Here is a 25,006-nt window from a genome sequence, read left to right on the forward strand (position 1 = left end):
CACCCTAATACACGGGGAAATGCTCAATCTTTGGGTCTTTTAGGGCAAATGGTGACAACAAGCACTTTGCTTGAGCCTTTTCGCAATGCTCCCAGTCGAACGGAAATTCGCAACTGTATCTTAAAACTGTTTTCGATTTTCATGGATTTCAGCTACTTTTAGGGGTAGGCACTCTCATCGAATTTTATTTTAAGTTAATTATTTGCATAACAATTCCCGAAGAGCCATAAAAAATCTAGGTAGTTGGGATTTTGATTAAATCTTTCTCGCAATTGATAATAATAGTTTGCTCCTTTTTCTTTGAGTAAGTTGCCATTTTCTTCGAGAAATTATTTAACAAGGTTGGGATTGATCTGCTGAGTTTTTAGGTCATTGTAGAAGTTAATTATATGAATATTGGCATCAGCAAGTAAGGCCTTTTTGGTTGTAAATTAAAAGCTACCACCCCCGAACCACAAAAGGGTTCTATCCAGCGATCAAAGTTTTGCTGATCCGCTAAACTTTTGATTGATGATACCAGTTTAGTTTTGATACCTTGACATTTAATCGGGGGAACAATGACGGTTGTTTTCATTAACAACTAATAAAGAATTAAATGAATACACTGGGGGAAACATTGAAAGTCTCTCCTAAAATTTTCCCTTGAGCTTTACTAATCGATCGCTTGCCATTAACAATTTCTGAAACCACACCCTTAGAACCAATTTTACCAACTAAATCAGCTTGTTTCATGTTGTTAGCTGACCTTAAGTGTAATAATACTTCCTGCGGTGAAGCTGGTTCGGGTTGAGGTTGTTTGGCATCAAAATCCTTAATAATTGTCGCCATTAATTTAACCATCGCGGTTTCTTCTGGTAGTCGATCCTGTTTACTAATTAGATTAAGCAGAAGATGACGAGCTTGCTCATATTCTTCCTCATTTTCAATAATCTTGGGTTGAAATTTAGTCAACAGTTGATTATAAATATTTTGGTCAAGTGCTAGGGTCATTGTTTTTAGGGGTTAGACTGAACTTTTTTGGTGTGTTACTACTTAACTTAAACCAGCGATTTTAACCAACTGTACCAAGCATCTAAACCTTCTCCAGTGGTAGCGGAAACTTGAAAAACTTTCAGATTGGGATTAACTTGATAGGCGTAATCTAAACAGCGATCGAGGTTAAAATTAACGTAGGGCAGTAGGTCTATTTTTGTCAAGATCATGACTTGAGAAGCGTGGAACATATAGGGATATTTAATCGGTTTATCTTCCCCTTCGGTGACGGAAAGAATGACAACCTTGGCATTTTCTCCCAAATCAAATAAAGCAGGACAAACTAGATTACCGACATTTTCGATCATCACTAAAGAATTCATCGGTGGATCGAGTTCGATTAATCCTCTCTCTACCATTGATGCTTCTAAATGACAACCTGTTCCGGTATTAATTTGGATAACCTGACAACCGGTTTCACTAATTTTTTGGGCATCATTAGCTGTTGCTTGATCTCCCTCAATCACACTGATAGGAATAGCGGTTTTTAAATCGGCAATTGTGCGAGTTAACAGGGTAGTTTTTCCCGAACCGGGGGAAGAAACCAGATTAAGGGCAACAGTTTTTCTACCCTTCAACCAACCGCGATTTTGTGCCGCTAACAGATTATTTTTTGCCAGCAGATTTTGCTCAACTTGGAGAGTGGTATGATGAATTTGAGCGTGAATTTCTGCGGGATGATGGGGATGCTCATGATCGTGATCGTGATGGCTATGACTAATAACAGTACCATCGGCTAAAATATGTTCATGGGTTCCCGTTTGCGGATTAGTTACCGTCACTTCCGAGTTATCAGAACAACCACAGGTTACACACATAAGGATTCTGTCTCCAAGGATTTGAGATTTAATTCTTGACCCTGTAAAATGATTATATTACGACTACCACATCGATCGCAGATGCCATAGGGATATTCTAGTTCTAGCTCATTTCCGCAATCTTGGCACTGTCCTAAACCAGAAATTTCCAGAATCTCTAACATTGCCCCCTCTATATTAGTACCTTGACAACAGGTATCAAAACAAAAAGCGATCGATTCTGGCATAATTGCCGTTAGTTGACCAATCTCTAACACCACTCGCTTAACTTTCATTCCTCGGGAATGTTCTAAGGCAAGTTCGATAATATTTTGGGTGATTCCTAGTTCGTGCATTTTCAGTTATCAGTTATCAGTTATCAGTTATCAGTTATCAGTTATCAGTTATCAGTTATCAAGGAAATTTCAACTAAAACCCCAAAACCCCAACTATTTGAGGGTTCAAAACAGCAAAAATAAGGATTAAATTGCCTAAAATCTGTAAATAGACCATTTAATTGATTATTATTCATTTTTAATTCTCCTGACTACTGACTACTGGCTACTGACTCCTAACCCTAACAACAATTTTTGATTTTTACCAGAGGTAAAATTAACATATTCTCGGTAATTGTTCACCGACTAACATATCGAGAATCCTTTTAGTGCCGAAAGCGGTTTTTAAGTAAACTAAATTGGGGGGAGAAGCGACGACTTCCCCGATACAAGCGGCATTTTTACCGTCAGGATGGGAACGCATCACTGCTAAAACGCGATTTTCCGCCTCTGGAGGCACGACAAGGACTAATTTGCCCTCATTTGCCAGATAAAGCGGTTCTAAACCCAATAATTCGCACATTCCTCGCACTTCTTCCCGGATGGGGATCGCCGTTTCCTGCACCTGTATTCCCACCCCTGAACTTTGAGCGAATTCGTTTAAAACTGTGGCTAATCCGCCTCTAGTGGCATCCCGCATCGCTTTAACTTCCGGGCAAACTGCCAGAATTGCAGAAATTAAAGAATTCAGGGCTTGACAATCGCTTTCGATTGTGCATTGCAAGTCTAATTCGCCCCTGGCAATCAGAATGGCGGCACCGTGATCCCCCAGAAAACCGTTAATCAAAATGCGATCGCCAACTTGTAAATTATTGGCACCGGAATTGATTCCGGCCGCAATTACTCCGACTCCAGAGGTATTAATAAATATTTGATCCCCTTGTCCCCTGGGAACGACTTTTGTATCCCCGGTGACGATTTTTACCGCCGCTTTGTCGGCGGCTATTTTCATGCTGGTAACGATGGTTTTTAGGGTGTCGATAGATAAACCTTCTTCGAGGATAAAACTACAACTGAGATAGAGAGGAATTGCGCCACCGACAGCCAAATCATTAACGGTTCCATTGACTGCTAAACTGCCAATATCACCCCCTGGAAAGAATAGGGGAGAAACCACATAGGAATCGGTGGTAAATGCCAAGCGATCGCCTATTTTAGCTAAATCTTTAATCTCAAATCGGGCTTGATCTTCCAGGGGTGCCAGTAAGTTATTATCGAAGTTATTAACGAATATCTCGTTAATTAAATCCCGCATTGCTTTGCCACCACTGCCATGGGAGAGAGTGATATTTGTGTCGGTAATTTTTGTTTTTTTTAATTTTAAAGAAGCTGAAGGATTGCTAGTCATAAATTTAAGTACAGCAGTTATCTTGATGGTGAGGTGCGAAGTTTTCGTTTTGGGGAGTCGGTGGTCGATAGCAAATTAGGTTACACTTTATCCTGATGAGAAACACTGTCATAGCTTACTGCTAGATTATCTTAATGGGTTTCTTGTATTTCTGACACTTTTTCTACAGGGTGCTATAGCTGACAGTGAGTCGCTATAATAGAATTCGCCGATCGCTAACTTCTCCCTCGGTAAAATTTCTATGACTGGAAAACTGAACAAGCTACAACAAGATTTAAAGAACATAGAAACGGAAGTGGCAAATTTAGCCGAAAGAATGCGAGAAAAATACCGAATTTATCTTGATTTACTCGGTGAATCTCTCTATAAACAGGCGATCGGGGCAGTGTATTATATCTGTACCCGTTACTATGGGGGGGAATTTCTGGCCCTCTCCCACAGCAATCGTCAGAAACTGCAAGAGGAGATCAAAACTCTAGGACAAGAGGCTAAGGCTAGTTTACAGCAATTGGGCGAGCAGAGCTTCGATCGAGGGGCATTTTCGGGGGTAGGATTCTCTAAAAGTCCAGCAGAGACAGTTAACACCCCAGATTTCTTGAAACTTTTTCTAAACAAACCGGAAAATCTAGCCGCAACTGGAGAGATTAATAACCCCGATATTTTACTTTATTGTTGTCGAGTGCTGGAAAAAAACTGTATCGAGATTCTCAATCATCTCTCTAGACAAATTAATCAGCAACTACAAAAAGCTTATATTCTTCCCCCTCATCTACCCAGTCAAATTATCGATATGGCAATTCAATCGGGAGAAGAAGGACAGTCCCTAGGTGGAGTAAATAATATGTTAAACATCTTAGTGGAAGCTAAAAACCCTGAACTAGAGGAGGAAAAAGATGAAGATGAAGATGATGGGGATGATAGGGATTTTTCGAGTGGCAAAGTCACTAAAGTAACGGCAATTCATCTACGAATGGCTGAACTGGAATTTGCTGACACGCGCTTAAGTGTCGAAAGAAATCAAATTCGCTCCCTTTGGGAACAATTAAATCGTCTAGGGGAACAATATCATCGTATTCGCAAAGAATATACTATCGCTCAAGCAGAAGCGGCGTGGCGCAGTAGTTGGTATGATTAATCAGTTATGATCAAACAGAGGTATTAGGGAAGCATAATACCGGAAAATTTGGAATCAAGAGGCAATTATGAAAGGGGAAATACCCGACTGGGTGAGATTACAAAAAGCCTTATCTGTAGAAGCGGAAAAAGGTTATCCCGATCTTCAGGGAAATCAATACCGTTTTAGCGAGTTTTTCTGTCTTAGTTTCGGGGATAATCCTCCCGTGGGAATTGCCACCAGTGAGAGAAATCGCTGGCGAGAATTAGCCCAAAAATTTGCCCAATACTCCCAATTTAATCCCGAACAAAGACAACAATTAGTCACCGAAACGCGCAATTTTTTGCAACAATTACGGCAAACTTTAGAAGCAGCCCCCACCCCAAAAGAACCAGTCGCAGCGAAAATTATTAATACCACTCCCATCACGGCAAAGACTAATTCTCCACGGCAAGTTACCCTCGAACAACCCTTGAAATATCTAGCGGAAGTGGGAGAGAGAAAAGCCAGTCTGTTAGAAAGATTAAACCTCCACAAAGTTGAAGATTTATTATATTATTATCCCCGGGATCATATTGATTACAGTCGTCAAGTCAATATCGCTAATTTAACCGAGGGGGAAACGGTAACTTTAGTGGGGAATGTCAAGCGCTGTAATTGTTTTACTAGCCCCAAAAATACCAAGTTGGCTATCTTTGAATTGCTCTTACAGGATCGCACTGGACAGATAAAATTAAACCGTTTTTATGCGGGAACTCGCTATACTAATCGTGCTTGGCAGGAAGGACAAAAAAAACTCTATACCGTCGGTTCAGTGGTGGCGGTTAGTGGTTTAGTCAAAGCGGGTAAATATGGGGTAACTTTAGAAAATCCTGAATTTGAATTATTAGACAGTTCTGGCGCAAGTATTGAGTCCTTAAAAATCGGGCGTATTCTGCCGGTTTATCCTCTCACCGATGGAGTACCCGCCGACCTAATTAGAAAGGCTGTAGTCGCCGCTTTTGGGGCAGTAGAGGCGATAAAAGACCCCCTACCTTTCGGTCTAAGAAAACAATACGGATTAATCGATTTAAAAACAGCAATTACTAACATTCATTTCCCCAATAATGCCGAGATTCTCAGTCAAGCGCGACGGCGATTAGTCTTTGATGAATTCTTCTTTTTACAATTGGGTTTTCTGCGGCGGCGGCAACAGTATCGTCAGACACAGAAAAGTGCTGTTTTTAGTGCTAGGGGTCAATTAATTGATCAATTTAATCAGATAATTCCCTTTCAATTAACCAATGCTCAAAAACGAGTTATTGAGGAAATTTTAGAGGATTTAGATTCTAGCACCCCGATGAATCGTCTCGTGCAGGGGGATGTGGGTTCTGGCAAAACAATTGTCGGAGTTTATGCTATTTTAGCAGCCCTACAATCCGGTTATCAAGCGGCATTAATGGCTCCCACGGAAGTTTTAGCAGAACAACATTATCGTAAGTTAGTTAGCTGGTTTAATCTCTTACATTTACCCGTAGAATTATTAACTGGTTCCACAAAAACCGCTAAACGGCGAGAAATTCACGCCCAATTGGAGACAGGAGAATTACCACTTTTAGTGGGAACTCATGCCCTAATTCAAGATGCAGTTAATTTCCGCAAATTGGGGTTAGTTGTTATTGATGAACAGCATCGCTTTGGGGTACAACAAAGGGCAAGATTATTAAGCAAAGGAGAGTCTCCCCACGTTTTAACCATGACAGCAACACCGATTCCCCGTACTTTAGCTTTAACCCTGCATGGGGATTTAGATGTGAGTCAAATTGACGAATTACCCCCCGGCAGGCAACCGATTCAAACCACTGCTTTAAATGGCAATCAAAGAAGGGCTGCCTATGATTTAATTCGCCGTGAAATTGCCCAAGGCAGACAAGCTTATGTGATTTTTCCCTTGATTGAAGAATCGGAAAAATTAGATGTGAGGGCTGCGGTGGAAGAATATCAAAATTTATCAGAAAAGATTTTTCCCAATTTTAATATCGGTTTACTCCATGGTCGCATGAGTTCCGCCGAAAAAGAGGAAATCTTAACAGCTTTTCGCGATAATATTCTGCAAATTATTGTCTCAACTACGGTTATTGAAGTGGGGGTAGATGTTCCCAATGCTACGGTGATGTTAATTGAAAATGCCGAACGTTTTGGCCTTTCACAATTACATCAATTACGGGGGCGCGTAGGCAGAGGTTCCCATCAATCCTACTGTTTACTTTTAAGTGGCACTAATAGTGCTAATTCTCGTCAAAGATTGACGGTTTTGGAACAATCCCAAGACGGCTTTTTTATCTCGGAAATGGATATGCGATTCCGCGGTCCAGGGGAAGTTTTAGGACAACGGCAATCGGGTTTACCAGATTTTGCCCTCGCTAGTTTAGTCGAGGATCAAGAGGTGTTAGTTTTGGCAAGAGATGCCGCCGAAAAAATTATGTTAGATGATCCCCATTTAATCACTTTGCCTAATTTAAAAAAAGCTTTAGAAGCTAAATATCAACGGATGTTAGGAGCGGATATTTTAACTTGATTTAGGGGAGATGTTCAGTAATCAGTAATACTAAATCCAGTTATTAAAAACTGATTATTTATTCTCCGTTTTGCATGAGTGCCTCTCCTGATATGTAGCCTATACTCAAGGGATTTAGTATTACTTCAGATCTGATTACTCAATCCAAGCTTTTGGGGGGTTCTACCCCCCAAACCCCCCGTTGGGGGCGTGGCGCGGTCACTGAGCCTTTACATTGAGCCTTTACATTGAGCCTTTACATTGAGCCTTTACATTGAGCTTGTCGAAATGTGTCGAAATGTGTCGAAATGTGTCGAAATGTGTCGAAGTGCCGCCCCCAAACCCCGGAGCGCATTAGTTTTTCGGTGGGATGCTTACACGCAGCCGCTGACACATCTGTAATAATTTAGGAGTCACTGATAATTGCTGATTGTCGGTATTTCTACAAATGTGAGATGCACCCAATCAGTAATCAGTAAACAGTAATCAATAATCAGCGAAAAGACAGCAGCAAACTGGCATTTGATGAGGCTCACTTAATACATACTGCTCACTCAAAACTTAAAACTCAAATCTTATAACTGATAACTGATAACTGATAACTGATAACTGATTCAATTAACCAAATTTAATCATTTCTCGTCCTGCCATCACGGGTAATTCCCCTTTTAAAATGGGAATCAATGTCTCGCGAATTCTGTCCGCATCGGGGGGACATCCCGGCATAAAAATATCGATGGGAATGACTTGATGGACGGGCAGCACTTGATCTAATAATTCGGGAACGATACCGGGTTCTTCTGGTAGTTGAGGTGTGTTATCTCCTAACTCTAAATAAGCTCTTTTTAGCACGGGATCGGCAGTTCCTAACATATTCCGCATAGCGGGAACGTTAGCAGTTACGGCGCAATCACCAAAAGAAACGACGGTTTTGGTATTTTGACGGACTAGATGAATTAGTTCTAAATTATCCTGATTAGCGATCGCTCCTTCCACTAAACAGACATCGACATTTTCTGGATAGGTTTTCAGATCGCAGCCGACAGGACTATAGACAACGTCAACTTTTTCGGCTAATTCTAACAGCCATTCATCCAAATCGAGGAAGGACATATGGCATCCCGAACAACCGGCTAACCAGACAGTAGCGAAGCGAATTTTAGACATAATTTTAATTCCTTGATTGGTATTTTTTGGCTGAGTTGCAATTTTGTCAAAAGTATCAAACGAAAAGAAATACTCTTTTAAGCTATTTTTGCCTCCTGGATAAACTCTTGCATTTTTTCCTCAAAGAAAGGGGCTAAATCTAGATTTTTCCAGTCTTTAAGTAGCTCAAAAATAATCGCCTCCGATGCAAAATTTCCCGTATAGGAAATAAAAGAAAAAGGACGTTTGCCGAAATTGAGCAAACAGCTTAAAATCGTGCAATGGTCTTTCACTCCAAAACCAAGAGAACAGGTTCTATCTCGATCTTTTACTCGCCAATTATCAGCATTTTTGGCATAAATATCTAGGGCAACTAAAGCACAATCCACCTCTCTAGAATATTTAATTAAGAGCGAATACAAAACCCTAGGCTCTTGACTGACATCAGACAAAATTTCAATTACCCGACAAGGAATAATAGAAAATTGCGCCGTCAAATTGGAGAGAGACTGACACATTTCTAGGGCTTGCAGAAATTGCGATTCGGGTGATGTGGTCATAATTATCTTGTTTGCTGAATTGAATCGGACCAAGGATATTGTTTTTGTGCCAGTAAATGCGCTTGTTGCTGCGAAAATCCTCGATTAATAACTAAGTCAGATTCGTAGATTTCATGATTGAGAAACATCCGATCAAGATTATTCCCTTGAGCGCCAGCGAGTCTTCGCCAAGCTGCTACCATTAAACCTTCCGGAAAAAATTGATATCGAGACACTCCCGATCCAAAAGCGTAATCCTTGGCGCGTCGGATATCGATCTCCGAGATTTCGTATTGGGTGGCAATCGCTAGGATATCTTGATTATTACCCATAATCTGATCATAGTCCTCCCTTACCTTGGCGGCTAATTTCTGCTCGTAGATATCTAAAGGCGCCCATCGATCACTATCGCCCTCCATTGATTACTTTAACGCGTCCATTGGTGTTGAGTCCTAGCGTTAACTAAAAATTCCAACTTCGATCGATCTTCCTCTTTTTCAGAAACGGCGGAACCCTTGCGGAATATGGCTCCCGTTGGACAAGCGGCAACACATTTGCCGCAGGAAGTACAGGCGGAAACGCTGCCCCAAGGCTGATCCATTCCCGCAATAATTTTATCTTTTTCGCCGCGATAAGCCAGATCCCAAACGTGCGCCCCTTCAATTTCATCACAGACTCGCACACAACGGGTACAGAGAACACAACGATTATGATCGATACCGAAAAGAGGATGGGAAATATCCACTTCTCGCTTAGGAAAACGGTAGGGAAAACGACTATGATCCATACCCACTTCGATGGCTAAATCTTGTAATTCACAGTTACCATTAGCCACACAAACTGCACAAACGTGATTACCTTCAGCGAATAATAATTCCACCGTCATGCGGCGATATTCTTTCAGTTTTGGAGTATCGGTATGAACCACCATTCCTTCCGCCACTTCCGTTACACAGGCAGGTAATAATTTATTAATACCTTCAATTTCTACCAAACATAAGCGACAGGCAGCCACTTCGGAAACCCCATCGAGATGACAGAGGGCGGGAATTTTTATTCCTACCTGACTAGCTGCCGCCAGAACTCGCGAACCTGCTTCGATCGCTACATCTTTACCATCAATGCTTAAAGTGATTACGGACATAAAAATTATTCTCCTTGAGGATAATATCCCTCTCCTTCCCATAGGCCACAGTTTGTGGCCTATGGTGGGATTTTTACAGAAAGTTTTAACTTAGACAATCGGCTAAGTCTTTTGCGGGGGTAGTAATCGGCTGCAGGTGATAGGTATCGGAGAGGAATTTCAGGACGTTGGGGGAGATAAATGCCGGTAAAGTTGGTCCCAGACGGATATTTTGCATCCCTAGATGTAGCAGGGTGAGCAGTACAGCGATCGCTTTTTGTTCGTACCAAGAGATAATTAGGGAGAGGGGAATCTCGTTGACGCTAACGTTAAAAGCGTTGGCTAATCCTAGGGCGATTTTGATGGCACTATAGGCATCGTTACATTGTCCTAAATCCATCAGCCGGGGTAATCCTTCGATGCTACCTAGTTGTTTGTCGAAAAAGCGGAATTTTCCACAGGCAAGGGTTAAAACGATGCAATCTTCGGGAACTTGTTCCACAAATTCGGTGTAGTAATTGCGATCGGGTTTTGCCCCATCGCAGCCCCCAACCAGGAAGAAGTGACGGATTTTACCCTGTTTAAGGGCATCAACCACCGTATCAGCGACACTGAGAACGGTATTGTGGGCAAATCCCACCATTACCTGCCGAGGTTCGCTTATTTCAGTAAATCCGGGCAATGACTGCGCTTTAGCAATCACGGGACTAAAATCGATCGCACCGTCCACTGTTTCTAAGCGGTTAATATGGGCATAACCCACAGGTCCGAGGGTAAAGAGTTTACTTTCATAGTTTTCGTGGGGGGGCATGAGACAATTAGTAGTTAAAACTATTGCCCCCGGAAACTTAGCAAATTCTTTAGTTTGATTTTGCCAGGCGGTGCCATAATGACCGTAGAGATGGGGATATTTTTCTTTGAGTTTTGGATAACCGTGGGCGGGTAATAATTCTCCGTGGGTGTAGACTGTTATCCCAGTATTGGCAGTTTGTGCCAGTAAAGCCGCTAATTGTTTAATATCATGGCCGGAGACTAAAATGGCTTTACCTAGACGCGGATTTAAGGGAACATTTGTCGGTATAGGATGACCGTAGGTTTCGGTATGACCTTGATCTAATAATTCCATGGCCCGCAGGTTTGCGGCCCCGACTTTTAGACAGATTGCCACCCAATCATTCAGGTTTAAATCCCCGCGGTCAATTGCCGCTAAAGTCTCTTGGATAACCTGATAAACCGAGTCATCCTCTTGACCTAATTCCTGAGCGTGGAAAGTATAGGAAGCAAGACCTTTAACTCCGTAGATAGCGGTTAACTTTAGGGAAAAAATATCGAGGTCTTGCACTTTTTCAATTAGTTCTAAGGATACTTCTTGACCTTGGCTGACTAGACTCTCATTAAAATTAGGCTGATAGTTAGCAAGTGCAGACCAGTCAAGCGATCCCAATTGTGCTTTTAAATTTTCCCGAATCTCTAAACAACGCTGAATATAATCAGTAAAACGCCGTTGATCAAAGTTAACATTGGTCATGGTGGCGAAAAGCGACTCACAGGTAAAAATATCGGCTTCGCGAGTAGATATTGCCGCTTCTTTGGCTTTTAAAACCACCAATGCTAATCCCCGCAGACAATAAACTAATAAGTCTTGAACAGCGTTGACTTCGGGACTTTTTCCACAGGCTCCCCACTGATGGCAACCATTACCACTAGCGGTTTGTTCGCATTGTTCACAAAACATAAGGTTTCTCTCTTTTTTCAGTAGATTTACAGATTGTTGCGATTTTTTTCTACTAAATTTAATTCTGCTTGTCTGAAAGTTATTTATCAGCCTTCACCCGGCACGAATTGTGGATTTTACGACTGCAAAGCTTGTCTTGATAGCTTCTAAGCTAAGACGTATTTAAATCGCTTATTCTTAGATTAGCCCACCCCCCCTTACCCCCCCGACATCGGGGGGGTGGGTAGGGCTGATTCATTCTCCGAATCTAATTCTTTTTTTGCTACCTTTAATCGCTTATGAGGTAAGCAAAGCACGACGTTTTTAAAAATTTTCAGATATATATTTCCGAGAAATCGACTTAAAACGTTGCCAGATAAGGATTTGAGAGAATGACATTTGAGAGAATGAAACGACCCTAGGGGGGTTGGGGGGTTGCCTTTTGCAAGAGTGCAAGTCAACAAGCAATTTAAATTACGAACAGCTTACTCTCTGAACTATGTTTTTATTCTCTCACCCTTTTTGCCGGTTGAGTTCTGATTTTAGATTTCCTCAAGAATTACCGATTAAACAATTATTTAGTTGTCTTAGTAAATTAAGTATTTTTGGTAATTTTTATGATATAATCAGCGAAATTTTCAGCAGGCAAAATTAATTAGGGTTTGCTGAAAAAGTTTTTCCTGGGGGCAGGCTTCGGCCGTGAGATCAGTCGAGTGGACGGTGAGCTTGTCGAACCGCCGTGGTCAATTACCTAATTTTCAGGGAAAAAGTACCTGAATTTTTCCCCTGATCACTCCCATGCCTGGCACTTTTGGATTTCAAAAAAGTCTAAAAGTCTTATCCAAAAAGGTTTTTAGATTTATTCAGCAAGCCCTACTTAGAGATTGCCGGTGAAGCGATCGCCGCTTAGATTTCATAGCATCGGTTATAACTTCGTAAGTGCCTGTTGTTTTCGTTAAACGATGTAATATTTTGTGTACACCGCAACTCATTGACGATTGCGTAATGTAGAAAGTGAGTGCGGCGACAATTGTACTTGTCAAACAATGGTATAGTACAAGTAAATTGCTAATTATCGGCAGGTAGCGTCTGTCATAGATATAGCTTGTGGAGTTAAAATATGTCTAGTATAAACACTGGTATTGAGTGGACTGATAAAACGTGGAATCCAACAACCGGGTGCGATAAAATTAGCACTGGCTGCCTGCATTGTTATGCCGAAGCTATTACACAGCGTTTTCCCAAGAACTTTCCCAATGGATTCAGCTTAACTTTGCATCCAGAAAGATTGAAAGAACCCTTACGTTGGCGCACTCCCAGTCGAGTTTTTGTCAACTCAATGAGTGACCTTTTTCATGATGATGTGCCTCTCGACTTTATCAGACAAGTTTTCTCAGTTATTCATTCAACACCTTGGCATATATATCAGATTCTAACAAAGCGACAAAGCCGTCTAGGTGATTTAGCGTCTAAATTAGATTTTCCAGAAAACATTTGGCTAGGTGTATCTGTCGAGAACCAAAACCACATAGATCGGATTGAATATCTTCGGACAGTGCCTGTTTCAGTGCGTTTCATTTCCTGTGAGCCACTTTTAGGACCACTAGAACTTAATTTAACTGGCATTGATTGGGTTATTGTCGGCGGAGAATCCGGGCAAAAACATCGCCCGATGAAACTTGACTGGGCAAGGGATATCCGCAATCAATGTCAAAATTCAGGGGTAGCATTTTTTTTCAAACAAGTTGGGGGAAGGACACCGAAAGCAGGGGGTAGATTACTTGATGATAAAATCTGGGACGAGATGCCTAATGCTTGGAATCAGCATATCCAAAAATGGGGAAGTGTCCCACTTAAATCAGCGAGGCGTTCAGAAAAATTAGAGCTTATTGCTTAACTGGAAATGTAACCTTTAAATCATCCGCAAACGTTCCTTTTCGCCGTTTTTTGTCCTCGGGTGAATGTACTGTGACTTTTCCTTGAGATTCAAGATTGCTAAGGGCAGTTTTGTAATTCTTTTTAATGTACGGTTTTCCCGGATGATGCTGGTCGTAAATCTCTGCCATCGTCATAGTTTTACCTGAAAAATTGTCCAACAACATAGATTCCAGTTGATCAAGAGGACTGGTTAGCTCAAAGAGTAATGGTTGTTGAAGAGTTGCAGGATTATACTCAAAAGATGGTACGCCCTGCGTCTGTTCAGAACTCTCTTTAGCCATTATCTCTTTCATAATTTCATAGCCTTTAGGATGCTTGCTTACAAAAATTAGGTGATGGCTAGTACGATTTCCCATTTCATGTCTGAAACGAAATGGAAGAACATATTTACGACCCATTTCTTTCAAGGCTTCACAGATATATTCTACAACGGTTAACTCACGCTCTTGTGGAGTAAGTGTTTTCAATCGTTCGCGGAGTTGATCTGCTCGTACTTGTCCGAATAGCGCATTTATGTGTTCTTTGACTGCATCATTATTTAAACCCATGTTGATGCGATTGTAATTGAAGAAGAAGATGCAATCACAACCCCAATCTTTGACGACCGAATTAACAAGTTGAAGAGATAGCCCCTTGTAACCCCAAGGATCAACAAAAAATAAAGTGGGAACTAATTTCATGCTTTGGAAGATTTTAACTATGTCCTCTCCCACCTCATATTTTGATATTTGAGGGCGGTATTTTAAATTTTCTATGCCCGGAATTGAATCTATAGCTTGTTGAAGAGAATTAACATTTTCGACATCGGCATCGTTAAAGATCGATACCAGCATATTTCGCATATCTTTATCGGCGATGGCAGTTTCTAGAACCTTTACTGGGGTTGATTTTGAGCCATCTTTATATCGTCCTGCACCAGCAAAAAGGTCAACATAAGCGATTTTCTGGACTGAAGACGATCCCTTAACTTTTGAAATTATAACTTTTGCCCAAGCCCAGAAATATTTCTCAACAATCCTAGCTTTGATCAAGGACTGTTCTTTTTGCTCATTGAAGAAGGAATTTTCGGTCATAAGCTATATCAATAGTTACGATGCCGAAGGCGCTTAAGGTAGCGGCAAGTCGCTCTCGTCGGATGCGTTAATCAAATATAACATACCTTATTTTTGTTTGAATTATACTAAATCCGTTGAGTATAGGCTACATATCAGGAGAGGCACTCATGCAAGAGGCACTCATGCAAAAGGGAGAATAAATAATCAGTTTTTAATAACCAGATTTAGTATTAGAGAAGACAGGAGATGAAACAACCCAAAAGAAAACCCAACCACCGCGATGGGGAGATTGGGTTTTCTGGTTATCAATTGATTTTAAGGAGCTAAAGCGTTACCGCGCAGGAGAGAACCGATGGTTTTAGCAGTAATCTTCATCTGTACGAGAGGATTAGCGGGAACAACGGTTTTATAGAGATAACTGTCAAAAGTCATCTTCTGTACATCCTTATCGGAACACATTTCCACAAAAGCTTCCCGGGTGGCATCGGTACGGTAGAAAACCCGTTGCAGAATATCTAATACCAGATAGGTCATACCGTATTTCTTGTCCCAACGCTTGAGGTAGAGTTTCAATTCGTCCTCTGTGGGAATACTTTGGCCGCCGTTAGTGACTTCGACAATGGTTTCAGCACACATCCGCGCTGATTTAGCGGCGAAATAGATGCCTTCTCCCGAAGACTTGGTAACTGTTCCCGCAGCATCTCCCACCAGCGCCACGCGACCAACTACACGACGAGGACGGGGATGTTCGGGGATGGGGTGAGCCTCCACGCGGATGATTTCGCCCCCTTCCAGACGACGGGCTGCGCGAGCGCGAATACCAGCTTGTAGGTCTTTAATCATGGCTTTATTGACCTTCATTGTGCCGGTACCGACGGCGACGTGATCGTATTTGGGGAATACCCAAGCGTAGAAGTCGGGGGATACGTCTTTTCCTACATACATTTCGGCCAGATCTTCGTAGTAGGCCATTTTATCTTGGGGGAGACGGATGCGTTCTTGGAAAGCGATCGCATAGTTGTAATCCCCAGCATCAATAGCTTTAGCAATGCGGGAATTAGCACCGTCGGCGCCGATAACCACATCCACCTTCAGAGATTTCATTTCCCCTTGGGAATTGCCGTGGGAGTGATCGGCGTAGTGTAGGGTATAGGGATCGGTGCTATTGGTGGGAATGTCGAGACCGTAAACGGTTCCGTTGATTAAATGCGCTCCTAATTTATGGGCGCGTTCTCTCATAAAACCGTCGAGGACTTCCCGACGACACATTCCGATATACTCGTCTTGATTATCGAGATTAATATCGACTTCGACGTTAGAGGGGGAGATCATTTTCATTTTTCTCACCCGGCGATCAATAATTTCAGGAGGTAGGTCAAATTCGCTCACCATACAGAGAGGAATCGCTCCACCACAGGGTTTAGCGTTATCTAATTTGCGTTCAAATAAATAGGTTTCAATGCCTGCTTTAGCTAATGTTTCTGCCGCCGAAGAACCGGCCGGCCCTGAACCCACAACAGCGACTCTTAACACTCAGGTTTTCTCCTACATACTTACGAGCGAGTACGCTTTGCAGTGTACCACAGGGGTTTAGCCGAAAGAAACGGGATTCTCCGATTCTGCCCGATCTTGCAACAGTGCTTAACATCCTCTGTTACAAAAGTTTATTTTACTGCCCGTAGATTTTTTTTATCGATGTGTTGTATTGTGTTACACCCGTAGAGAAAAAAAGTGCTAAACCCCTCTCCCAAACGGGGAAAAGGGGATATTTTCTAGGATTGTTAAGCTCTTGCTTTCAACCAATCGCTAATAGCGGGGGGTAAATCCCGTTGCACTTTGCCACTGACATACATTCCGATATGTCCGACCGGGAAAGCACAAGCGGTATAGTCAGAAGTACCGATATAATTCCCTAAAGCGAGGGAAGAAGCGGGAGGGACAAGGTGATCTTTATCCGCATAAAGATTGAGAATTGGCATGGTCAGATTATGTAAATCTACCCGTTTATCTCCTAACATCACTTCCCCTTTAATCAGTTTATTTTGCTGATAGAAATCCTTGAGAAACTGTCGGTAGGATTCTCCCGCTTGGTCAGGACTATCAAAAATCCATTTTTCCATACGCAGAAAATTAACTAATTTTGATTCGTCTTCCATGATGTCAGGAAAATCGAGGTATTTCTGATAACCTAACTGTAAAGGTTTTAATTCCAGAAACTCTAAGTTGAGAAAATCTCCCGGGATATTGCCCATGGTATCTACCATTAAATCGATGTCTAATGCTTCGGATCCTAGGGAACACCCCCCGCGCATATTTAAGAGGGTCTCGGTTTGATAAAAGTCCACCGGTGTCACCATTGTCACCAGATTTTTTATCTTATCGGGATAGAGGGAACTATAGCATAAACTAAAGGTTCCCCCCTGACAGATTCCTAACAGATTAATTTTGTCGAGATGGTGACTTTGACGAATAAAATCGACGCAATTATCCACATAACCATTGATATAATCATCAAGGGTTAACCAGCGATCGCTTCTGGTGGGATATCCCCAATCAATTAAGTAGATATCTAAGCCTAATTTCAGCAGATTGGCCACTAAAGAACGCCCTTCCTGTAAATCTACCATGTAGGGACGATTGACCAAAGCATAAACCATCAGCAAGGGTATCTCGAAGGGTTTTTCGACCACGGGTTTAAAGTGGTAGAGAATGATTTTATCTTCCCGATAAACTGCTTCTTTTTCCGAGACTCCACACTGAATATCTTCTTCTTTAACTCGTTTGAGATTGTCCAAACCTTTGAGATTTTTTTGAGTTAATTCTAGATAATCTTGGGTAAAGTCTTCCAGTTTCACTTGCGTCAAAAATGGCCACATAATTTAATTCTCCTAAAGAATTGGGGAAGTGGGGATTTTTCAGTGAGCAGTGAACAGTAAACAGTAATCAGTGAAAAGAAAGTTCCGAAGTTTTCACCTAACACTATATACTGAAAACTGCAATCCGATAACTGATAACTGATAACTGATAACTGATAACTGATTGTCAAGCACAATTAACTAATTGTTACTTTCTACTGCTTTTTTTCTCCTAAAGCTTTTTTGAGACTTTTTACCTCTTTGCGTAATTCATAGATAGTCCGATGAATTTCATCGACTTCGCTGCGGGTAGGCAGATTCATTGATCGCAGGTAAACTTCCATTAAATCCTGCTGTTTGAGGCGATAATCATTGAGGGAATTAATAAATTTTCCCCTGACTTTTAGGTTTTCTGGTTGACAAAAAGCCTTTTCAAAAATATCATCAGCGACGACACTCCACACATCTTGAAATTCTCGCCAATTCTTGACAGGTTGACCTTTTTCTGCTAGGAAAACTAATTTTTTAGTTAAAGCTTCAAAGGATTTAACTTGAATATCAGCCAGCACAATTTGATAGTTAATACTAGCTTGATAAAGAATGCGCCAAGTTTCAAAACTATCGAGTAATTTGCGGTTAAATTCTCGCGGCAATCCCAATAAAGGCATCTGTAACCATTGGCCAAAAGTTTCATCATAAAACTTCTGCCAATAGATATTATTGAGTTCGATCAAGGAAGAAGTATTACCTAACCAAGCTTTGGTTATTGTGTCATTTGACAGGACGAAAGGATCGAACCATAAATGATTGATACTTTGCAATTGTTGCAGGTAAATTGTCCATAGTTGACTGACATCTTGACTACTTTGGGAAGTGGTAGTAGTAAAACTATTCAGTTGACCGCGCATCTGTTGGGTATAATTATTTAAAATTGTTTGCCAGTCTTCTCCTGTTTGCATTTTTGGGAAGATACTTTCCCAAGCTTCCATCGATAATTTTAGGAATTTGATCAATAAATCCCGATTATCAAAATAGCGCTGGGTTGCCTCTTGCAATTCTGGTTTAATATTGCCCATAGGAGTCGGTATCGCCCCCATCATATCAAACCAACTTGACCACATTTTTGCCCCGGTTTCTGTCCAAAGATTGACGTAATCGGCGGCCATTTCACTCCAAGCTTGTGTCGGTTTATCCATTATTTTTGCCCTTTTCCTTTAACGCTGATTTCGCTAGTTTACTAACCCACCCTACACCCGATAACTGATAACTGATAAGTCATATTTTTCCAGACTTGGCAATTTTTGCTAGTAATCTTAACGCTTCATTGACTGAGGCTGAATCTTGAAAAATTTCCGCCACATCGGGATCGAGAATTATCACATTACTAGCCTGTCGATAAGCTTGATAATATTTGCCACGAATACCACCAGAAAAGTCATATTCAGTTCGCATCTCGTCATTAACCGTTTCTTCAGACTCCTGATTCATAATTTTTTCTCTCCTGTTTACTAGCTAAACGGCCGCTAATTAAGCGAATCTCATTTTCTCTTTCTGTATGAGATATGACTAACAGCTTTTGTGATTTTGACTGTCCTATCGTCAGAAAACGAAACTCACCCACTGAATGATCGGGATCTAAAATCGTCACGGCCAATGGATCCCCAAATACGGTCACTGCTTCTTCAAAAGATATACTATGTTTTGTGATGTTGTTATTTGCCTTGTCTTGATCCCATTGAAATTTCATAGATTTATGCTACTATCAAGCAACTTAGCAGGGACAATAACAAACACATTCTCCATCTTTGAATTAGATAACTGATAACTTACCCACTGATAACTGATAACTGATTAGGTGTGATGGGCCCCATTAACTCTGAGGACTTCTCCAGAGACATAACTGCTGGCAACAGGAGAGAGTAAATAAGCAGTTGCCCAGGCGATATCTGCGGGTTCACCGAAGCGACGACAGGGAATTTCGGCGGTGATTTTATCGCGAACTTTATCGGGAATCGCTAAAGTCATTTCGGTGTTAATAAACCCCGGCGCAATCGCATTGGCGCGAATATTATAACGGGCAGCTTCTCGCGCTAAGGATTTGACTAAACCGATAACTGCCGCTTTTGTGGCTGCGTAATTAGTTTGGCCGGCATTACCGCGATCACCGGAAATAGAACTAATACAAACGATCGATCCCGCTTGTCGTTCGTACATTCCCTCAATAAACGGTTTAATCGTGTGATTAACCCCTTTTAGGTTGACATTAATCACTAAATCCCAATCTAGCGGCGTTAATTTAGGGAAAAAGTTATCTCTGGTAATCCCCGCGTTAGCGACGATACCGTAAACCGGTCCCAATTCCGCTTCAATTTGTTTAGCTGCCGCTTCCATAGATTCCAACTTAGTCACGTCGGCCACAATGCCTAAACCCTGGGGATTATCCGTGGCTAAATCCGTGTAGGCCACCTTGGCCCCCAAATCTATCAAAAGAGAGACAATAGCCGCCCCAATGCCTCGATTTCCGCCCGTAACGACGATAACTTTCTCCTCTAGTCCCAGAGATACCATAGCTTTTTCCTCCTAAACTCTTTCAATTGCGATCGCTGTTCCGCCACCGGTCCCATGACAGATGGCCCCCATACCGAGGGTTTTATCCTGTACTTTCAACGCATTAATTAACGTCACCAGAATCCGCGATCCGGAAGCACCGATGGGATGACCCAATGCGATCGCACCACCGTGAACGTTTTGTTTTTCCCTCGCTAACCCCAGATCCATCTCAAAAAGCAGATTATTTAAGGCAAAAGCTTCGTTATTTTCCACTAAATCGAAATCTTCGATCGTTTTATCTAGAGATGCCAGTAATTTTTTCACCGCTAGGACGGGGAATTCTGGGAAGCGATCGGTTTTTCCAGCACCCACAGCGCCGCCAAGGATTTTGGCAATTGGTTTTAAACCGTACTGATCCACCGCTTTTTGACTGGCTAAAAGGATAGCGGCGGCCCCATCGGAAATCTGACTACTATTCCCTGCGGTTAAAACTCCCGACGGATTAAAAGCCGGCCGCAGTTTTCCTAACCCTTCTGGGGTACTATCGGCACGAATACCCTCATCTTGAGCGATAATTGTGGAACCTTTCTTAGATTTAAGTTCAATTGGCACGATTTCACCATTAAACCAGCCTTTTTCTGTGGCTGTGGCCGCTCTTTGGTGAGATAAGGCGGCAATTTCGTCTAATGCTTGCCGAGAAACCCCGCGATCGAGACAGAGGCGATCAACTTGGGAACCCATGCCCTCAGTCGTGGTAGCATCGGTTAAGCCATCGTGCAGTAATAGGTCGGTTAATTGTTCCGGCGCACCCATAAGGAATTTATAACCCCACCGGGCCCGATGGGAGAGAAAAAAGCCAGTTTGGGACATGGATTCGATGCCACCGGCGAGGACGAGATCCGCTTCGCCAGCGCGAATTGAGGTGGCAGCGTTACTAACGGCAATCATTCCCGAAGAACAAACCATATCCACCCGATATCCGTCCACGCTTACGGGAATTCCCGCTTTAATCGCCGCTTGTCGGGGGATTAACTGACCATGACCCGATCCCAAAACATTGCCGAAAATGTACAAATCTAGGGCTTCTGGGGGCAAATTAGCGATTTCTAGGGCGGATTTCATCACTGTTGCCCCTAAATCGGCCGGGGATAATCCCATTAATCCCCCACCAAAACGACCAATTGGAGTCCGGACAGCGGCCACGATATAAACTTCTTGCATAGACTTCTCTCTATTGGGAAGCGAAGATACTAGATAGAATTTACTTAAGAATATCGAGTCCGAAAAGATCAAAATCCCAATTGACTGTCATTGGTTAAAAGTTCCTGGCCCCGATGTCTTGAGTTTTTGTCTATCTACCCTCGATCTTGCAACAGAATTTCTGTGTCAGAAGATATATTCATTAGAATTTAACTTTTCCGGCAGCAATCCCCTTTTTTTATGGATTTAGTCAAGCGCTTGGTTTTTATCGGTGGTGGCCATAGTCATGCGATCGCTCTTCGTCTTTGGGGGCAATCACCCCTAAAAAACGTTCAATTAACTTTAATTAGCGATGTCACCCATACCCCCTATTCGGGAATGTTACCCGGCCACATCGCCGGTTTTTATGATTTTGCTGAGACTCATATCGATTTACCTTCTCTAGCTAGGTATTCTCAAGCGCAATTCTGTTTAGACAAGGCTAATTTCATAGATACGGAAAAATGTCAAGTAATTTGTCATAATTCTTCACCGATTCCCTTTGATTATCTCTCGATCGATATCGGCAGCATCCCGGCAGTAGATCATTTTATCGGTGCTAAAGAGTACGCTATTCCCGCCAAACCGGTGCCGATTTTTCGGGAAGGATGGCAAGAAATCCTCAAAAAAGCGGTTAGTAACCCTAATAATCCTCTCAATATCGTCATTGTTGGTGGTGGTGCAGGCGGAGTTGAATTAGCTTTAAATATGCAGTCCCGTTTGGCCAAAATTCTCAACTCTAGCAGTAATTTGAATTTATCTCTAATTCATCGAGGAAAAAAACTACTACCGGCCCATAATAATTGGGTCGGTCAACGTTTAGAGAATATTTGTCAACAAAGGGGAATTAGATTATATTTATCAACGGATGTGACGGCAGTGCAAGCAGATCAGATTATCTGTTCATCGGGGTTAGTTTTACCCACGGATTATACAATTTGGGTAACGACTGCCTCGGCCCCTAGTTGGATTAAAGCGTCAGGATTACTGACAGATGAAAAAGGGTTTATTTTAGTGAATAATTATCTGCAATCTCTTTCCCATCCCCATATTTTTGCCGTGGGAGATATTGCCACGATTCCAGATTATCCCCGTCCGAAAGCGGGAGTTTTTGCCGTCCGACAAGGAAAACCCCTGTTCGATAATTTAGCAAGAATTCTGCAAAATCAGCCCCTAAAACCCTATTTTCCCCAGAAAAATTATCTGAGTTTAATCGGGACAGGAGACCAACAAGCGATCGCATCTTGGGGCGGTTTCGCATGGCAATCGCCGTTATTATGGTTATGGAAAGATCGGATTGATCGAGCTTTTATGAAACAGTTTAAGCTCTAATCAATAAGTAGGTAGGTGTTAAAAATTATCAGACACCCCCCTTATCAAGGGGGGATTAAGGGGGGATCAGAGGCAAAATTGCTGATTATCGTCCAATAACACCGAGTTACTGTCAAGGCCGTTGGGAGTAAAATCTGATTTGGGAATCCCACAACCTGATAAAGTAAAAATCGTCCCGATAGCTTGACTGGTTATCGGGAGAGAACGTCAATAGTTTGTTAAATAGTACATATAAACCAATGCCACGTCTTCGCTCGATTATTTCCCTAGTTTTAGTCCTAGTTACTACCCTGCTGGTTAGTTGCAGTGGTCCCCAAGCAACTATCCCCACCGTTTACAGTCCGCAAAAAATCGAACAGTTACAGGTTTACATCCAACCCATAGAAGGATTTCGCGAAAAAATGAGCGTTTTGCAAGACCTCATCGCTGACAAAAATTGGGTAGATACTCGCACCTATATCCACGGTCCTTTGGGGCAATTGCGTCAGGAAATGGTAGGATTATCCCGTAATTTACTGCCCAAAGACCAAGAAAAAGCCAAGCAGTTAGCGAAAAATCTTTTCGTTCACTTTGAACGTATCGATGCGGCAGCCAAGGAGAAAGATGCTAGTCTCGCTGCTAATCAATTCCAAGAAGCATTAAAAGACTTCGATGCTTTCTTAAATATTGTTCCTAGTTAGTTTGTATTAGTGATCGGTGATCGGTGATCACCGATCGGGCTGACGGCTAAAAACCGATAAATGCTATTTTGGTTTAGTTTGGACGCTAATAGGGCCATTAACGATGGTTTGACAGGCTAAACGATAATTTTCGGGTTTTTTCTTCAGACAGCGCTGTTCAAAGTCGGTTTTGGCCGAGAGATTTTCCATACCCTCGACAATTGCCACTATACAAGTACCACACTGACCGTAACCGCCACAATTCATCAATTTACCGCCAAAAGTGTAGATATCAACGCCATTCTGGATTGCTTTCTCTCGTAAATTCGCCCCATCTGCCGCTACAACAATCTTATTCTCTTTGACGAAGTTGATGTTACCCATGACTGTGTTACCCTAAATTTTTGCAAATTAATATTAAAAAATATTAAATTTTTTTGATTGTAACATTTTTGGCTCGCTCTTCTAAATATTCGGCGATGCCAATAGCGATCGCTTTTTTACCGATAAATTTCCCCAGTGCCGCTTTTGTGACCAAATAAGCCACCTGTTCCCCTTGATCGCCCTTTTCCTCACCCCTATTAGCAATAACGGCCTGATAGCCCTTTTCTAGGCGTTTACGGGCGATTTCCAGTAACTCTTCCTGACTGACTCCCTCCTGATACTTGAAAGTCACCATCCCTAAATCGGGAAAATTTTCTCTCACCTTGTCAATCACTTTTTCCGTCGGCACAAAATTAAGATTTAACTGCCCACCACTGGGAATCTTACCATAAAAAGGGCTTTCTAAGCGATAATCTGCCACTGCTGCCGAGAAAATGCCAAATTTATAATTTTTACTCTCTAATTCTCCCATCACCTTCCCTAGATACTCGTCATAAGTTTCAATAATTTCGTGGGGTAAATAAGCGGGGGGTGTATAGCTGCCGCGTCCGTGGATTAATTGCACCTTTGCCCCGCGCAGGTATAATTCTTCTGCAATAGCGACTCCTAATTGTCCAGTAAAACGATTGGTTAAACGACGAATATTATCGATAATCACGGGTGTGGGTCCACCAGTGACTAAAATCGGCATATTTTTCAGGACAGAATTACTGAGAATCCCACAGGCTGCCACGGTAATCTCTTTTTCTCCGGGGAGATTGTGCTTACCGTAATCATCCCGGGGTGGCATAATCTCTACTCCCCAGCGATCGAGAGTTTGCAAAGATTCAGTCAGAATAGCATTATGTAAACTGCCGTGCATGGTGGGGACAAGCAGAATTTTAGTTTTTCCCTTTTCCTGTCGTCCCAAGGCCGAGGCCAAGCATGAAGTGATCACTCCGTCAGCGATTCCGTAACGAAACTTATTAATCGTGTTATAGGTAGCGGGGGCGACTAAATAAAGATCAAAGGGAGATTGATCGCTTAAATGTTCTGCTTTTGCCGTTAATTGACTAACTACGGGATTAAGCGTACTCCATTCCAAAGCTTCCCTAGTGACGTATCTTAAAGCTTCTTCCGAGACAAAAGCCACGACTGTAGCCCCGAATTTCCGCAAAGATCGGGCAATTAGCGGCGCTTTCATGGCCGCAATCCCTCCCGTTACCAGTAAAGCAATACGTTTACCCCAGAGATGATGACTTTCTAAGGGTACTTCGCGATCGCATAAGGGCGAATCCGTGGGAGAGGAGAAATTCCAAGTCATAAATTTG

24 protein-coding genes and 1 pseudogene are annotated in these 25,006 nt (G+C 42.1%); 5 read left to right on the forward strand and 20 right to left on the reverse strand.

Annotated features, from left to right (window positions below; genetic code table 11):
- Window positions 1-385: 385 nt before the first annotated feature.
- The 5 genes from O9334_RS12465 to hypE all read right to left on the reverse strand — a co-directional run bounded on the left by O9334_RS12465 (window position 386) and on the right by hypE (window position 3,512).
- Window positions 386-574, reverse strand: coding sequence for a DNA adenine methylase (locus tag O9334_RS12465; protein ID WP_288000410.1), 189 nt, complete (start codon window positions 572-574; stop codon window positions 386-388).
- A 17-nt stretch (window positions 575-591) separates the two neighbouring features.
- A complete protein-coding gene (locus O9334_RS12470; RefSeq protein ID WP_190381247.1) occupies window positions 592-990 on the reverse strand; it encodes a helix-turn-helix domain-containing protein in 399 nt (132 codons plus the stop codon).
- Between the two features lie 47 nt (window positions 991-1,037).
- Window positions 1,038-1,850 (reverse strand): hydrogenase nickel incorporation protein HypB, encoded by an 813-nt coding sequence (hypB, locus tag O9334_RS12475; RefSeq protein ID WP_190381248.1) that lies wholly within the window; start codon window positions 1,848-1,850, stop codon window positions 1,038-1,040.
- Complete coding sequence (gene hypA / locus O9334_RS12480; RefSeq protein WP_045360863.1) at window positions 1,841-2,185, reverse strand: hydrogenase maturation nickel metallochaperone HypA; 345 nt, start codon at window positions 2,183-2,185, stop codon at window positions 1,841-1,843. The genes hypB and hypA overlap by 10 nt, the downstream gene beginning before the upstream one ends.
- 256 nt (window positions 2,186-2,441) lie before the next feature.
- A complete protein-coding gene (gene hypE / locus O9334_RS12485; protein ID WP_045360870.1) occupies window positions 2,442-3,512 on the reverse strand; it encodes a hydrogenase expression/formation protein HypE in 1,071 nt (356 codons plus the stop codon).
- 241 nt (window positions 3,513-3,753) lie between these two features.
- Between hypE and O9334_RS12490 the strand changes: the two genes are divergently transcribed.
- Window positions 3,754-4,647, forward strand: a complete 894-nt coding sequence (locus tag O9334_RS12490; protein WP_288000411.1) for a hypothetical protein — start codon at window positions 3,754-3,756, stop codon at window positions 4,645-4,647.
- Window positions 4,648-4,714: 67 nt separating this feature from the next.
- Complete coding sequence (gene recG, locus O9334_RS12495) at window positions 4,715-7,183, forward strand: ATP-dependent DNA helicase RecG (RefSeq protein ID WP_288000412.1); 2,469 nt, start codon at window positions 4,715-4,717, stop codon at window positions 7,181-7,183.
- A gap of 597 nt (window positions 7,184-7,780) precedes the next feature.
- Here recG and O9334_RS12500 read toward each other — a convergent pair.
- The 5 genes from O9334_RS12500 to hcp all read right to left on the reverse strand — a co-directional run bounded on the left by O9334_RS12500 (window position 7,781) and on the right by hcp (window position 11,705).
- A complete protein-coding gene (locus O9334_RS12500; protein ID WP_002740992.1) occupies window positions 7,781-8,329 on the reverse strand; it encodes an NADH-quinone oxidoreductase subunit B family protein in 549 nt (182 codons plus the stop codon).
- Between the two features lie 77 nt (window positions 8,330-8,406).
- On the reverse strand, window positions 8,407-8,868 hold the full coding sequence (locus tag O9334_RS12505; protein WP_045360876.1) for a hypothetical protein: 462 nt from the start codon (window positions 8,866-8,868) through the stop codon (window positions 8,407-8,409).
- 2 nt (window positions 8,869-8,870) lie between these two features.
- A complete protein-coding gene (locus O9334_RS12510; RefSeq protein WP_190380577.1) occupies window positions 8,871-9,266 on the reverse strand; it encodes a hypothetical protein in 396 nt (131 codons plus the stop codon).
- A gap of 8 nt (window positions 9,267-9,274) precedes the next feature.
- Complete coding sequence (gene hoxU, locus O9334_RS12515; RefSeq protein ID WP_002760545.1) at window positions 9,275-9,991, reverse strand: bidirectional hydrogenase complex protein HoxU; 717 nt, start codon at window positions 9,989-9,991, stop codon at window positions 9,275-9,277.
- Window positions 9,992-10,076: 85 nt separating this feature from the next.
- Entirely contained in the window at window positions 10,077-11,705 is a 1,629-nt protein-coding gene (gene hcp, locus O9334_RS12520) for a hydroxylamine reductase (RefSeq protein WP_190380576.1), read from the reverse strand.
- Window positions 11,706-12,804: 1,099 nt separating this feature from the next.
- On the opposite strand from hcp, the gene O9334_RS12525 reads away from it, so the two are divergent.
- The gene (locus O9334_RS12525) at window positions 12,805-13,581 is read left to right on the forward strand and encodes a DUF5131 family protein (protein WP_045360882.1); all 777 of its coding nucleotides are present in this window, start codon (window positions 12,805-12,807) and stop codon (window positions 13,579-13,581) included.
- Here the strand turns inward: O9334_RS12525 and O9334_RS12530 are convergent.
- The 8 genes and pseudogenes from O9334_RS12530 to phaA form a co-directional block, all read right to left on the reverse strand.
- Window positions 13,571-14,695 (reverse strand): three-Cys-motif partner protein TcmP, encoded by a 1,125-nt coding sequence (locus tag O9334_RS12530; protein ID WP_288000413.1) that lies wholly within the window; start codon window positions 14,693-14,695, stop codon window positions 13,571-13,573. The two genes, O9334_RS12525 and O9334_RS12530, sit on opposite strands and share 11 nt — an antisense overlap.
- Before the next feature lie 297 nt (window positions 14,696-14,992).
- Window positions 14,993-16,210, reverse strand: a complete 1,218-nt coding sequence (gene chlP, locus O9334_RS12535; RefSeq protein WP_045360886.1) for a geranylgeranyl reductase — start codon at window positions 16,208-16,210, stop codon at window positions 14,993-14,995.
- A 248-nt stretch (window positions 16,211-16,458) separates the two neighbouring features.
- Window positions 16,459-17,553: a class III poly(R)-hydroxyalkanoic acid synthase subunit PhaC gene (locus O9334_RS12540; protein ID WP_002772718.1), complete on the reverse strand. Its 1,095-nt coding sequence runs from the start codon at window positions 17,551-17,553 to the stop codon at window positions 16,459-16,461.
- A gap of 180 nt (window positions 17,554-17,733) precedes the next feature.
- Window positions 17,734-18,728, reverse strand: a pseudogene (gene phaE / locus O9334_RS12545) (class III poly(R)-hydroxyalkanoic acid synthase subunit PhaE).
- A gap of 79 nt (window positions 18,729-18,807) precedes the next feature.
- Complete coding sequence (locus tag O9334_RS12550) at window positions 18,808-19,020, reverse strand: hypothetical protein (protein WP_002784823.1); 213 nt, start codon at window positions 19,018-19,020, stop codon at window positions 18,808-18,810.
- Complete coding sequence (locus O9334_RS12555) at window positions 19,004-19,279, reverse strand: BrnT family toxin (protein WP_045360890.1); 276 nt, start codon at window positions 19,277-19,279, stop codon at window positions 19,004-19,006. Before O9334_RS12555 ends, O9334_RS12550 begins: the two co-directional genes overlap by 17 nt.
- Before the next feature lie 104 nt (window positions 19,280-19,383).
- Window positions 19,384-20,100: an acetoacetyl-CoA reductase PhaB gene (gene phaB, locus O9334_RS12560; protein WP_045360892.1), complete on the reverse strand. Its 717-nt coding sequence runs from the start codon at window positions 20,098-20,100 to the stop codon at window positions 19,384-19,386.
- Window positions 20,101-20,112: 12 nt separating this feature from the next.
- Entirely contained in the window at window positions 20,113-21,303 is a 1,191-nt protein-coding gene (gene phaA, locus O9334_RS12565) for an acetyl-CoA acetyltransferase PhaA (RefSeq protein WP_288000414.1), read from the reverse strand.
- 219 nt (window positions 21,304-21,522) lie between these two features.
- Between phaA and O9334_RS12570 the strand changes: the two genes are divergently transcribed.
- Together O9334_RS12570 and psbQ are read left to right on the forward strand one after the other, a co-directional pair.
- Window positions 21,523-22,653, forward strand: coding sequence for an FAD-dependent oxidoreductase (locus tag O9334_RS12570; protein WP_288000415.1), 1,131 nt, complete (start codon window positions 21,523-21,525; stop codon window positions 22,651-22,653).
- Window positions 22,654-22,892: 239 nt separating this feature from the next.
- Window positions 22,893-23,333, forward strand: a complete 441-nt coding sequence (gene psbQ / locus O9334_RS12575) for a photosystem II protein PsbQ (protein ID WP_045360899.1) — start codon at window positions 22,893-22,895, stop codon at window positions 23,331-23,333.
- A 63-nt stretch (window positions 23,334-23,396) separates the two neighbouring features.
- Here the strand turns inward: psbQ and O9334_RS12580 are convergent, their stop codons facing one another.
- The gene (locus O9334_RS12580; RefSeq protein WP_008199024.1) at window positions 23,397-23,696 is read right to left on the reverse strand and encodes a 2Fe-2S iron-sulfur cluster-binding protein; all 300 of its coding nucleotides are present in this window, start codon (window positions 23,694-23,696) and stop codon (window positions 23,397-23,399) included.
- Window positions 23,697-23,739: 43 nt separating this feature from the next.
- Window positions 23,740-24,999 carry a phosphopantothenoylcysteine decarboxylase domain-containing protein gene (locus tag O9334_RS12585; RefSeq protein ID WP_045360919.1) on the reverse strand — a complete coding sequence of 420 codons (1,260 nt, stop codon included), beginning with the start codon at window positions 24,997-24,999 and terminating at the stop codon, window positions 23,740-23,742.
- Window positions 25,000-25,006: the final 7 nt, after the last annotated feature.

The organism is Microcystis sp. LE19-8.1F, from assembly GCF_027531715.1.
Classification (GTDB): Bacteria; Cyanobacteriota; Cyanobacteriia; order Cyanobacteriales; family Microcystaceae; genus Microcystis; species Microcystis wesenbergii_A.